The organism is Pseudomonas mucoides, assembly GCF_015461845.1.
Classification (GTDB): domain Bacteria; phylum Pseudomonadota; class Gammaproteobacteria; order Pseudomonadales; family Pseudomonadaceae; genus Aquipseudomonas; species Aquipseudomonas mucoides.
Genome location: NZ_JACOPW010000009.1, coordinates 199,711 through 211,093, shown reverse-complemented (window position 1 = coordinate 211,093; position 11,383 = coordinate 199,711). Strand labels below are relative to the sequence as shown.

Below are 11,383 nucleotides of genomic sequence, written 5' to 3'. Positions count from 1 at the left end.
GGTCGCCACCGGGTGTGTATCCGCCCCTCCGAAGATGTTCGCAAGAGCGGATCAGCGGATCAGGCCTTAGGCAGACCCATGCCCTGGCCCATCTGTACCGGCGAACCGGCCGCCAGTTCTTCGGCCCATTTGACCTGGTCTGGCCCGAACAGCACGACAGCGGTCGAACCCAGTTTGAAGCGACCCAGTTCCGCACCTTTCTCCAGATGAATGGGCGCGCGCGCGGCTTCGTCGTAGCGGAAGGTTTTCAATTCGCGTTTCGGCGGCGTGACCAGCCCGGCCCAGACGGTTTCGATCGACGCAACGATCATCGCGCCCACCAGCACCACGGCCATCGGCCCGCGCTCAGTGTCGAAAATGCACGCCACACGTTCGTTGCGGGCAAACAGCTCCGGCACGTTTTCGGCGGTGGTCTGGTTGACCGAGAAAATCCGGCCCGGGATGTAGACCATCTCGCGCAGGGTGCCGGCCAGCGGCATGTGCACGCGGTGGTAGTCCTTCGGCGACAGGTAGATAGTCGCGAAATCACCGCCCATGAACGGCGCGGCGTTGGCCGCGTCACCGCCCAGCAACTCCAGCACGCTGAAGCTGTGGCCCTTGGCCTGGAACACCCGACCGTGTTCGATCGGACCGAGCTGGCTGACTGCGCCATCGGCCGGGCTGAGGATCGCCCCCGGGGTTTCGTCGAGCGGACGAGCGCCGTCCTTCAAGGCGCGGGTGAAGAACGCGTTGAAGTGTTCGTAGGCAGTCAGGTCTTCGACCAGCGCCTGGGACATGTCCACCTGATAACGCTTGGCGAACCAGGCGGTAAAGGCGTTCTTGAACCAGCGCACGCGGCATTCGGCAATGCAGCCGGCCAGTCGCGAGAGCAAGTGATGGGGCAGCAGGTATTGGCTGAGGATAAACAGACGCTTGTTCATTAACTGTCCTTAAACCTTAAATCTCTACGGGGGTGTCGGGGTGGTTGCCCCATTCGCCCCAGGAACCGGCGTAGCCTTTGACCCGCGGATAACCGAGGGATTTGGCCACCAGATAAGTGAAGCCAGAACGGTGGTGAGTCTGGCAGTGGGTAATGACTTCTTTGTCTTTGCTGATCCCTAGCTGTTCGAGGATCTGCGGCATGTCCGTGCGGATGCGCAGGTTACGCGCCTTGTCCATGCCGGCAGTCCACTCGAAATTGACGGCGCCCGGAATGTGCCCGGCCTTGGCCGCCAGCACTTTCTCGCCGGAGTACTCCAGCGGCCCGCGCGCGTCCCAGATCGCCAGGTCGGCGGCGCCGAGTCGGCTTTGCAGGTACTCGCGGGTCGCGGTGGGTTCGTCGTGCAGGGTCAATTTCACCGGGCCGCCAACGGGGGCCGGGATCTGGATCGACATCGGCATGCCTTCTGCCAGCCAGGCCGTCAGACCGCCGTCGACGTAGTGATATTTACGGTGGCCGATGACGTCCAGCAGCCAGATAAAACGCCCGGCCCAGCCACCACCTTCGTCGTCATACACCACGTACACCGCATCGGGGTTGTGGCCCAACTCGCCAAACAGCGCTTCAAGTGCCGCTTGCGGCGGCATCAACCCCGGTGCCGGCGCCTGACCGAGTTGCGTGCGTTTCGGATCAACAAAACGCGCGCCGGGAATATGCCCTTCGGCATAGCGGGCACTGCTGGTCAGGTCCACCAGAATCAGATCGCGGGCCTCGAGGCGAGGGAGCAAGTCGCTCGGCTCGATCACCAGCGGCAAGCCAGAGAAGTCAGACATGTGAGGTCTCCAGGGCACAAAAGGGTGGATTGTAGCGCAGCGTCATTGGCCGCGGTGGCTAAAGGTGTTCAAGGCTTTCTCAATGCACTGCGCGGTTTTGCCGAAGGCTTGCACGGTGATTTCCGAGAACGGCCCGCCGCCCTGATCCGCCACCACCACCATGATCACCCGACCATTATTGACCAGTGAGCGCAGGATCAAGTGTTCGCCACGGAACTGCGCGCGCAGGTTGCCAGGCAACAACGCCGAGAACTGCGCGGTGTTGGCCGGTGTCAGGCGCACTTGGGCCTGTTGCGAGAGCAAACGTTGTAGCACAGAGCTTTGGCTCACCGCGAAATTCAGCCCGGCCGCTTCTGCTGACAAACCGGCAACCTGATGCACCCGCAGATTGGCGTGCGTGCGATCAGCCATCAAGATCATGACGCGACGCATGCCGCACGCGACCAGAGCGTCCCGGGCGGAGGTGGTCAAGTGCATCGCGTTGGTGAAGGGGCTTGGCTCCACCAGCAACTCGGCGCATTGGCTGCGCCACTTCGCCAGGTCTTCTGTGGTCGGCGCCGGGGCCGGCAGCAAGGCGGCGTGGACCCGGTTCATGCCCCACGGCCAAAGCAGCGAAACAGCGGGGTGCCAGAGGTCCGGCATGGCATGCAGTCGGGCGCTGTTGGCGGCCTGTTGGTGCAATTGTTGCTGCACGTCGGCCATGGGCATTTGCAGGTAAAGGCTGGTCAGGTATTGCCAGCGCTCGCTGTGCGGGCTGTCCCACGCCTGTTGCGCCGACAGTGCCAGACCGTTGGCCAGCAGCACGGTATTGGCCGGCTGATTGAGCCAGCGCCGCAGGGTCGGATCGTCATCGAGGCGGTTTTGTTGGCGCAACGGATGATCACTATCGCGGGCAATGCGCAGCACTTTGACCAGTTCGCGCTGCTCGGTCAGCAGCAGGCGATAACCCTGTTCTACCCAGATCGGCAGGCGCCAGATGGTCACCAGGGCCTGGCAAATATCCAGCAGGCGCACCCCGAACAACTGCTTTTCGACCTTGCGCGCCGACTCACCTTTATGGATGACCCGCAGTTCCCATTCTTCGAGCAATTGCGGATAGGTCAACGCCATCGGCCACAGCGGCGAGAGGAACAGCAGACTGCCCCAATGAATGTCCTGCCACAGCCGAGCCAGGCGACTGGCAAAAAAACCATTGGCCTGTTGCGTCGCGTGCTGGCTGATCAATTGCAACTGGCGCAAGGCAAGCGGGATCTGCATTTGGGGTTCGGCGGGGAGGCGGGCGAGCAGTTCTTCGGTGCGTTTCAAGCCGAGGCGATTGATCGCCACTTCCAGGTTTTCCGCAGGCTCGGTCATGCTGCCGTGGGTATGGCGATTGGCTTCACGAATGATGCTCAAGGCCAGGGCCGGGCTGTCTTGCATCAATTCGGCGATATCACGCAGTGAGCTGCGGTTATCGGCGATAGCCCTGCAGACACGGTCATGGCTGTCTTGCGGAACCGGCAGGCGCACGCCATCGAGAAGCTTGACCCAGCCTTCTAGAGTGGTCGGTTTTTGAGTGGGAGTGTTCGTCTGGTTAGCCATGGTTGGACGCAATCTTCGTCTGCATTACCTATGCCCGGAGTAGGCTAAATTAGCTTTTCGCTTGAACGGCCTATAGTCTGGCGCAGTTTTGCCGATAAGGAGAAGAAGAGATTTTTCGACCTCCGAATATGACCTTGAACCCGACTCAGTAAGTGCTCTCCTACCTATGGCTAAAATTCTCGGCATCATTGTCGTATTCGCGAGCGTGCTCGGCGGGTACGTGCTCTCCCACGGCAAGATTGCTGCCCTTATCCAGCCTTTCGAGGTGATGATTATCGGTGGTGCAGCCTTTGGCGCATTCCTGCAAGCCAACCCTGGCCACATGGTCAAAAACGTTCTGAAGAAAGCCTTCGGGATGTTCAGCTCGCGCTTCAACCACACCTTTTACCTTGAAGTGCTGGGGCTGATTTACGAGATCCTCAACAAGAGTCGCCGCGAAGGCATGATGGCCATCGAAGGCGACATCGAAGATGCTGCCGCGAGCCCGATTTTCGCCAAGTACCCGGCGGTGCTCAAAGATGACCGCATGACCGCGTACATCTGCGATTACCTGCGCATCATGTCCTCCGGCAACATGGCTCCCCATGAGCTGGAAGGCCTGTTCGACATGGAACTGACCAGCCTCAAGGAAGACCTCGATCACCCGTCCCACGCGGTGAATGGCATCGCTGACGCCATGCCGGGTTTCGGTATCGTCGCGGCGGTACTGGGTATCGTGGTGACCATGGCCTCCCTGGGTGAAAGCGATCAGAAAATGATCGGTGTACACGTGGGTGCGGCATTGGTCGGTACCTTCTTCGGTATTCTCGCGGCGTACGGTTTCTTTGGCCCGCTGGCCCATGCCCTGGCCCACGATGCCAAGGAAGAACTGAACGTCTACGAGGCCATCAAGGCTTCGCTGGTGGCCTCGGCGTCCGGCATGCCGCCATCGCTGGCCGTGGAATTCGGTCGCAAGGTTCTGTACCCGGCGCACCGTCCTAGCTTCGCTGAGCTGGAACAAGCGGTTCGCGGTCGATAGTGCTCTGTTTTGCAAATACGTTCCTTTTTTGGCGAGTGACTGTTGTTGCCAGACAAGGCGCCGAGACGAGTCATAGCTCGCTATGGCGAGGAGCGGCAACGCCGTATGGCGACAACAGGCACCGTCAAAAAGGAACAGTATTTGTGAGACAGAGCACTCTGTATGGAAAATAACCAGCCGATCATCATCAAGCGCGTCAAGAAATACGCGAGCGGGCATCACGGTGGTTCCTGGAAAATCGCTTTCGCGGACTTCGCGACGGCGATGATGGCGTTCTTCCTGGTGCTGTGGCTGCTGTCCACCGCCACCCCGGAACAGAAGATCGCCATCGCCGGTTACTTCAAAGACCCGGTCGGCTTTACCGAAAGTGGCACGCCGTACATCATCGATCTGGGTGGCTCCCCAACCCTGGCGCCGGAGAAAACCCTCAACCCCGAGGTGAAATCCCAGCCGCAGCCAGACCGCGTCACTGTCGACACCGAACAGGTCGAAGGCATGGCCGAGCAGGTCGAGAAGGAACGCCTGGAACTGTTGCTGCAAGAATTGCAGAACAAGGTCGATGAAAATCCGCAGCTGCAGAAATTCAAGGACCAGATCCTGTTCGAGATCACGCAGGACGGTTTGCGTATCCAGATCATGGACGCCGAAAACCGCCCGATGTTCGACTCCGGCAGTGCGCGTTTGAAACCGTACTTCGAAGACATCCTGCTGGCCATGGCCGACACCATCAAAGCGGTGCCGAACAAGATCAGCATCAGCGGTCACACCGATGCCAAGCCGTACTCGGGTACCGGCGATTTCGGCAACTGGGAACTCTCGGCCAACCGTGCCAACGCCGCTCGCCGTGCGCTGGTCGCCGGCAGCTATCCGGATCAACAGGTCGCGCGGGTGGTCGGTTATGCCTCGTCGGCACTGTTCGACCGCGAGAACCCGTTCAATCCGGTCAACCGCCGCATCGACATCGTGGTACTGACCAAGAAAGCCCAAAAGGCCATTGAAGGCTCGCAAGGTGCAGAACCTGCGCCAGAGCCGGCACCAGCCCCGGCAGCACAAGGGCAGGGCGGTCCGGGCGAAGTGCCGGCCAAACCAGTTGACCCGAACGCCTTGCCGGCGGACAAAGAGCCGCTGCCGGCCCATGAGCTTCGTGAGCGTCTGAATATCTTCGAAAACCCGGCACCGAAGCCGGCTGAACCGCCGAAGCAGTGACCGACAAAAAAGCCGACAGCGATGTCGGCTTAATTTTTGTGCCTGTCAGAAACCCCGTTGAATACGGTTCTTGAGCTGGTCGTGGAACAGCTCGGCATTGCGTTTGTAGGTGCCATAAAGGGATTCGCTGATTGAATCCAGTGTCATTGAGCGCTTGGTCGCCACTTCCTCTCGATAGGCATCGATGAAAAACTCCAGATCCCTGTCGGTGCTGATCTTGGGCCATTTATCGAGATACAGCGGCAGTTCCGCCGGTTCTGTCTTGAATGAGCAGATCCGTCGATTACTGATGGTCGCTTCACCGATTTCAAACGGCACCCACCACGACAACGCGGTCTTGCCCGAGACCACCGCAATCAGATGCGTACACGCGGTGATGTTGCGGGTGATGACCCCGGTGATGTCGTCAGTGGTCTGTGATTCCGGGTCCAGTACGTCGAAGTAGGTCTTGATGTTGGCCTGAATCAGGCGGGAGTTGATGGCGATGGCGTGGGGGCGGTCGCTATGGCGGTAGCTGATAAACACAGGCATCAGAAATGTCCTTTGATCGCGAGTTCGCGGTAGTAGGCGCCGAGGGCGGTCAGGCGGCAGCCGGTGGAATGCAGGGCGGCGTAGTACATGTGCTCGGCGTCTACCGGTTCGATCAGGCTGTGGCGGTTGCACTTTTGCAGTTGCTTGAAGATGTCGCCGTTGTCGGAATCGAACGCGGCCTCGGTCGGTTCATAACTGGGGTCCAGCGGGAATACGTAGCTAGGTTCGGGGAACCAGTCCTTGAGCTTGCGCAGGGTTTCTTCGGCAATCAGCGGCGTCACTTCCCGCAGCGGCACAAATTGCGAAACGTTGGTCTTGAACACCGGCCGTTGCTCCCATGCCCCTAACGCGTTGTCGACGAACGAATACACGCTACCCGGCGTGACCTTGCCCAGCACATTGGCAGCTCCACCGTGCAGTGCTTGCAGCAGGAGGTCGGTAAACACGCCGTGGCCGCGACCTTCGAGCGCCACCTGGTCTTTCTTGCAGGCAGTGAGAATGGTCAGGCCTTCGCTGATCACGCTGCTACCACCGCGCAACCCGCGCATGGCTGCCGCCGCGCCGGCCTGGCAGCAGTCGAGGATGATGATTTTGTTCTTGATGTGGGGGGCGTTTTCCGCCCAGTTGAGGATGTCGCTGATGCGGATGCCTTCGACGCCTTGGCCGAAATCCTGAGGGATCAGCAGGCCTTCATCGATGCTGGTATCAAATTGGCCGTGACCGGCGAAGTACAGCAGCGCCACATCGCAATCGCCGGAAAACAGACTCTGGATCTGCTGCTTCAGGTTCGTATGAGTGAGGTTTTCCTCCGCCGAAGTCAGGACCTTGCTGCTGAAGTTCGGACGCCCGTTGGCGTGGCGCTCCAGCACCGAGGCCATGGCCATCGCGTCGTTGTTGCAGCCACTCAATGGCGACACATGGGTGTAGTGGTTGATGCCTATGAACAGTCCCTTGCGCATGCTTACACCGCCGTGTGCAGGCGAATGGCGTTGACGATGCTGTTGGTGTTCCACGCACATTCGGCGTGCGCGGCATCACGCACCACCGTGGAAATCCGCTCTGCCCCAAACGGCTTGACCGCAATGATCACCTTGCCCATCCGCTTGGCGATCTCGATTTCCTTGTTGATCCACGTGCTGTAGGTCGAATACATCCCCGCCATGATCAGCACCGCCGAGCAGGGGCGGATTTTGTTTTCGATGGCGGTTTCCAGTTGCTTGTCGGTCTGCGCGTCGACGATCGGGTTGTCCGTCGGCACTGAAAAATTTTTGAAGGTGAAGCCGGGTTTGGCGTTGAGCAGGCGCACGAGATTGTCGTGGGCGTGGGGGTAGCTCCATGAATGGCTGATGAACAAATGATAGGTTTGCATGGTCGTCCCTCGGTATCGCCGGAATGCGAAGAGGGCTTGAATGTATGCACTTGATTGGCCGCAACAAGGCCTGCGCGGTTAAAGAGACGGATCCTTCCAGCGGGCGCGCGGAAGTCCTACAGAGGTGTCTGACGTTTAATCAGCGGGGAAATGTGTAGGTCGCAACAAGCGGCCCACCGTCCCGTCAGTGACGGGGCGATGGGCGCGTCTGTTTAGTAGCTGGTTTCAGGCAGGCTGGCGATGATCGAGCGGTAGCTGTTCATCCGTTGCTGCTGCACGCGGCCTTCTTCGAGGGCCTTGAGCAGGGCGCAACCCGGTTCGCGGTCGTGCTTGCAGTCGCGGAAACGGCAGGTGCCGATCAGGTCGTTGAACTCGATGAAACCGGCTTCGACGTCGGCGCGGCTGACGTGGCCGAGGCCGAATTCACGAATGCCCGGGGAGTCGATCAACTCACCGCCACCGGGGAAGTGGAACAACCGCGCGGTGGTCGTGGTGTGAGTGCCCTGGCCAGACAGCTCGGACAACGGGCCGACGCGGGCTTCGACTTCCGGCAGCAGGCTGTTGACCAGCGACGACTTGCCGACGCCTGACTGGCCGACGAACACGCTGATGCGCCCGTCCAGCTGTTCCTGCAGTTGCTCCATGCCATTGCCGTGATGCGCCGAGACTTCCAGCACCGGGTAACCGAGCGTGCGGTAGACCGCCAGCAAGGCATTCAGAGCCGGGGCGTTCTGCTCGTCGATCAGGTCGAATTTGTTGAGCAACAGCAGTGGCCGGATACCGGCGTGCTCGGCAGCGACCAGATAACGGTCGATCAGGTTCGCGTGAGGCTCGGGCAGCGGGGCAAAGACGATGACGATCATGTCGACGTTGGCGGCCACAGGCTTGAGCTGGCCACGGCTGTCCGGACGGCAGAGTTCGGTTTTGCGTGGCAGTTGCGCCACGATCACACCGATGCCCTGGTTGCCGGCACGCCAGACCACCTGATCGCCGGTCACCAGTGCCGGGAGGTTGGCGCGCAAGTGACAACGGAACACTTCACCAGCCAATTCGCCCTCGAGGGCTTCGACTTCGACCTGTACGCCGAAGTGCGCGATCACCAGCCCGGTCTGTTCCGGGCCCAGGTCGCCACCCTCAAGTGCCTCGACAGCCGAGGACTCGCGTTTGGCGGCGCGGGCAGCGCGTTCGCCCTGAATCTTTTCGATGCGCCAGTTTTGACGACGATTGAGTTGGCGTTTGGCCATGGGTGTTCCGTATCAAGAATGCAGCGATTAGGTAAAACGGCCGCGAGTTTAGCACGCCCCGCCGGTTGCCTAGGCTAAACTGCGCAGCATTGCCTAGGAGCCGACACATGCAAAACCCGCAGAATCTGATCTGGATCGACCTGGAAATGACTGGTCTGAACCCTGATACCGACGTCATCATCGAAATGGCCACCATCGTCACCGACAGTGACTTGAACACCTTGGCCGAAGGCCCGGTGATCGCCATCCACCACAGCGACGAGATCCTCGCCGGCATGGACGAGTGGAACACCCGTCAACACGGCGGCTCGGGCCTGACCCAGCGCGTTCGCGACAGCCGCATCAGCATGGCCGAAGCCGAAGCCGAGACTATCGCCTTCCTGGAGAAATGGGTGCCCAAGGGCAAGTCGCCGATCTGTGGCAACAGCATCTGCCAGGACCGTCGCTTCCTTTATACGCACATGAAGTCCCTGGAAAGCTACTTCCACTACCGCAACCTCGACGTATCGACTCTCAAAGAGTTGGCCGCACGCTGGGCGCCGGACGTACGCGACAGCTTCAAAAAAGGTAGCACTCATTTGGCGCTGGACGACATCCGCGAATCGATTGCCGAGCTGCAGCACTACCGCAAGCATTTCATCAAGTTCTGATTCGGCGGCCTCTGTGCTGGCCCCATCGCGAGCAAGCTCGCTCCCACAGGTACAGCGCCGTCCCTGTGGGAGCGAGCTTGCTCGCGATGGCGTCTTTACAGTCACCATTGATGATTGGCTAGATTCTCTGATGCCCTCTTTTGGGGCTTCGGTGAAGTGAGTAGACTGCGCGCCTTTCTGCAAGGACCGCCGCCATGTTGCTGATGCTCTACCTGATCGCCATCACCGCCGAAGCCATGACCGGCGCGCTGTCTGCCGGCCGTCGCGGCATGGACTGGTTTGGCGTGGTGCTGATCGCGTGCATCACTGCGTTGGGGGGCGGCTCGGTGCGTGACGTCCTGCTCGGCCACTACCCGCTGACCTGGGTCAAACACCCGGAATACCTGGTGCTGACCTCGGTCGCCGCCATGGTGACCGTCTTCACTGCGCGCTGGATGCGCCACCTGCGCTCATTGTTCCTGGTCCTCGACGCCGTGGGCCTGGTGGCGTTCACCCTGATCGGCTGCATGACCGCTTTGGAAATGGGTCACGGCATGCTGGTGGCGTCGGTCAGCGGCGTGATCACCGGCGTATTTGGCGGCATCCTGCGCGACATCTTCTGCAACGACATCCCGCTGATCTTCCGCCGAGAGCTCTACGCCAGCGTCTCGTTCGCGGCGGCGTGGTGCTACATGCTCTGCATCTACCTGCAATTACCCGGTGAACAAGCGATTCTGATCACGCTGTTTGGTGGCTTCCTCCTGCGACTGCTGGCGATTCGTTTCCACTGGGAAATGCCGAAGTTCGTTTACAACGACGAGGCTTAAGACTGGCACGGTTCCTGTGGCCGCTGCCGAAGGCTGCGTCCGGCTGCGTAGCAGTCGTCTATCCGGAAAGCGAGTTCTGCGGCCTCGAACGTCCGAACGCGGCCCGAGCCTTCGGCAGCGGCTACAGGAGACCGTGTTGTTTCAGGGCCCATTCGACATGTTCACGCACTAACTCCGACGGGTAATCCCTACGAGCCTTCAACGCTTCCAGCACCGGGATGCTCGACGGCGCATTGCCCAGCCCCACCGCCAGGTTACGCAACCAACGCTCATAACCCGCCCGGCGTAATGGCGAGCCTTCAGTGCTGCTGAGGAATTTATCCTCGTCCCACATGAACAACTCGGCCAGTTCCGCATTGTCCAGGTTGTGCCTTGGCTTGAAGTCGCTTTCGCCGGACGGACGGGCAAAGCGGTTCCAGGGGCAGACGATCTGGCAATCATCGCACCCAAACACCCGGTTGCCGATCAGTGGCCGCAGATCTTCCGGGATTGCGCTTTTCAGTTCGATGGTCAGGTACGAAATGCAGCGCCTGGCATCCAGAACGTAAGGGCCGACGAAGGCGTTGGTCGGGCAGATGTCGAGGCACGCGGTGCAGCGGCCGCAATGTTCGGTGGTGTGGGGCGGGTCGACCGGCAATGGCAGATCGACAAACAACTCGCTGAGAAAGAAGTAGCTGCCGGCCTTGCGATTCAGGACCAGGGTGTTTTTGCCGATCCAGCCAAGACCGGCCTGTTCGGCGATGGCTTTTTCCAGCACCGGGGCGCTGTCGACGAAGGCGCGGAAACCAAACGGGCCGATCTGTGCCTGAATTTTGTCGGCCAGTTGTTGCACGCGTTTACGAATTAGTTTGTGGTAATCGCGGCCCAGGGCATAACGCGAGACGTAGGCTTTTTCCGGCTGGGCCAGCATTTGCGCCATTTGGGTGTCGCCGGGCAGGTAGTCCATGCGCAGGGAAACCACGCGCAAGGTGCCGGGCACCAGCTCTTCCGGATGTGAGCGTTTGCTGCCGTGGGCGCCCATGTAGTCCATTTCGCCGTGGTAGCCGGCGGCGAGCCAGCGCTCCAGGTGCTGCTCATGCTCGGCCAGGTCCAGGCCGCTGATGCCGACTTGCTGAAAGCCCAGCTCGCGGCCCCAGTCCTTGATGGATTGGGCGAGGGCGGGCAGGTCTGTGGTAATTGCGGGCATGAGGCGAGAGAAACCGGAGCTGAGGTGCGTATAATTCTGC

Annotated in this window: 12 protein-coding genes; 4 read left to right on the top strand and 8 right to left on the bottom strand. The window is 60.4% G+C overall.

The window, feature by feature from the left end; all coding sequences use genetic code 11:
* Positions 1 to 59 precede the first annotated feature (59 nt).
* The 3 genes from asd to H8F22_RS28375 are packed head-to-tail and all read right to left on the bottom strand — an operon-like array spanning position 60 to position 3,333.
* Positions 60 to 920, bottom strand: coding sequence for an archaetidylserine decarboxylase (gene asd, locus H8F22_RS28385; RefSeq protein ID WP_027922000.1), 861 nt, complete (start codon positions 918 to 920; stop codon positions 60 to 62).
* 16 nt (positions 921 to 936) lie between these two features.
* Entirely contained in the window at positions 937 to 1,752 is an 816-nt protein-coding gene (gene rhdA / locus H8F22_RS28380) for a thiosulfate sulfurtransferase (protein WP_027921999.1), read from the bottom strand.
* 42 nt (positions 1,753 to 1,794) lie between these two features.
* Positions 1,795 to 3,333 (bottom strand): HDOD domain-containing protein, encoded by a 1,539-nt coding sequence (locus H8F22_RS28375; protein WP_027921998.1) that lies wholly within the window; start codon positions 3,331 to 3,333, stop codon positions 1,795 to 1,797.
* A 166-nt stretch (positions 3,334 to 3,499) separates the two neighbouring features.
* Between H8F22_RS28375 and motA the strand changes: the two genes are divergently transcribed.
* Together motA and motB are read left to right on the top strand one after the other, a co-directional pair.
* On the top strand, positions 3,500 to 4,351 hold the full coding sequence (motA, locus tag H8F22_RS28370) for a flagellar motor stator protein MotA (protein WP_027921997.1): 852 nt from the start codon (positions 3,500 to 3,502) through the stop codon (positions 4,349 to 4,351).
* A gap of 162 nt (positions 4,352 to 4,513) precedes the next feature.
* A complete protein-coding gene (motB, locus tag H8F22_RS28365) occupies positions 4,514 to 5,557 on the top strand; it encodes a flagellar motor protein MotB (RefSeq protein WP_027921996.1) in 1,044 nt (347 codons plus the stop codon).
* 45 nt (positions 5,558 to 5,602) lie between these two features.
* On the opposite strand, the gene H8F22_RS28360 is transcribed toward motB, so the two are convergent.
* The 4 genes from H8F22_RS28360 to rsgA form a co-directional block, all read right to left on the bottom strand.
* On the bottom strand, positions 5,603 to 6,088 hold the full coding sequence (locus tag H8F22_RS28360; protein WP_027921995.1) for a toll/interleukin-1 receptor domain-containing protein: 486 nt from the start codon (positions 6,086 to 6,088) through the stop codon (positions 5,603 to 5,605).
* Complete coding sequence (locus H8F22_RS28355; protein WP_027921994.1) at positions 6,088 to 7,047, bottom strand: caspase family protein; 960 nt, start codon at positions 7,045 to 7,047, stop codon at positions 6,088 to 6,090. Before H8F22_RS28355 ends, H8F22_RS28360 begins: the two co-directional genes overlap by 1 nt.
* 2 nt (positions 7,048 to 7,049) lie before the next feature.
* The gene (locus tag H8F22_RS28350) at positions 7,050 to 7,457 is read right to left on the bottom strand and encodes a TIR domain-containing protein (protein ID WP_194940972.1); all 408 of its coding nucleotides are present in this window, start codon (positions 7,455 to 7,457) and stop codon (positions 7,050 to 7,052) included.
* 212 nt (positions 7,458 to 7,669) lie between these two features.
* Positions 7,670 to 8,701, bottom strand: a complete 1,032-nt coding sequence (gene rsgA / locus H8F22_RS28345) for a small ribosomal subunit biogenesis GTPase RsgA (protein ID WP_027921992.1) — start codon at positions 8,699 to 8,701, stop codon at positions 7,670 to 7,672.
* Between the two features lie 107 nt (positions 8,702 to 8,808).
* Here rsgA and orn point away from each other — a divergent pair, with 107 nt between their 5' ends.
* Both orn and H8F22_RS28335 read left to right on the top strand, forming a co-directional pair.
* The gene (orn, locus tag H8F22_RS28340; protein ID WP_007995036.1) at positions 8,809 to 9,351 is read left to right on the top strand and encodes an oligoribonuclease; all 543 of its coding nucleotides are present in this window, start codon (positions 8,809 to 8,811) and stop codon (positions 9,349 to 9,351) included.
* Between the two features lie 194 nt (positions 9,352 to 9,545).
* Positions 9,546 to 10,157, top strand: a complete 612-nt coding sequence (locus tag H8F22_RS28335; protein ID WP_027921991.1) for a trimeric intracellular cation channel family protein — start codon at positions 9,546 to 9,548, stop codon at positions 10,155 to 10,157.
* A 121-nt stretch (positions 10,158 to 10,278) separates the two neighbouring features.
* On the opposite strand, the gene queG is transcribed toward H8F22_RS28335, so the two are convergent.
* Positions 10,279 to 11,343, bottom strand: coding sequence for a tRNA epoxyqueuosine(34) reductase QueG (queG, locus tag H8F22_RS28330; RefSeq protein ID WP_027921990.1), 1,065 nt, complete (start codon positions 11,341 to 11,343; stop codon positions 10,279 to 10,281).
* Positions 11,344 to 11,383: the final 40 nt, after the last annotated feature.

Coding starts and splice junctions, on each gene's coding strand:
- H8F22_RS28375 (WP_027921998.1), bottom strand. CDS start 3,333: ATGGCTAACCAGACGAACACTCCCACTCAAAAACCGACCACTCTAGAA.
- rhdA (WP_027921999.1), bottom strand. CDS start 1,752: ATGTCTGACTTCTCTGGCTTGCCGCTGGTGATCGAGCCGAGCGACTTG.
- H8F22_RS28360 (WP_027921995.1), bottom strand. CDS start 6,088: ATGCCTGTGTTTATCAGCTACCGCCATAGCGACCGCCCCCACGCCATC.
- H8F22_RS28335 (WP_027921991.1), top strand. CDS start 9,546: ATGTTGCTGATGCTCTACCTGATCGCCATCACCGCCGAAGCCATGACC.
- orn (WP_007995036.1), top strand. CDS start 8,809: ATGCAAAACCCGCAGAATCTGATCTGGATCGACCTGGAAATGACTGGT.
- H8F22_RS28355 (WP_027921994.1), bottom strand. CDS start 7,047: ATGCGCAAGGGACTGTTCATAGGCATCAACCACTACACCCATGTGTCG.
- rsgA (WP_027921992.1), bottom strand. CDS start 8,701: ATGGCCAAACGCCAACTCAATCGTCGTCAAAACTGGCGCATCGAAAAG.
- queG (WP_027921990.1), bottom strand. CDS start 11,343: ATGCCCGCAATTACCACAGACCTGCCCGCCCTCGCCCAATCCATCAAG.
- motA (WP_027921997.1), top strand. CDS start 3,500: ATGGCTAAAATTCTCGGCATCATTGTCGTATTCGCGAGCGTGCTCGGC.
- H8F22_RS28350 (WP_194940972.1), bottom strand. CDS start 7,457: ATGCAAACCTATCATTTGTTCATCAGCCATTCATGGAGCTACCCCCAC.
- motB (WP_027921996.1), top strand. CDS start 4,514: ATGGAAAATAACCAGCCGATCATCATCAAGCGCGTCAAGAAATACGCG.
- asd (WP_027922000.1), bottom strand. CDS start 920: ATGAACAAGCGTCTGTTTATCCTCAGCCAATACCTGCTGCCCCATCAC.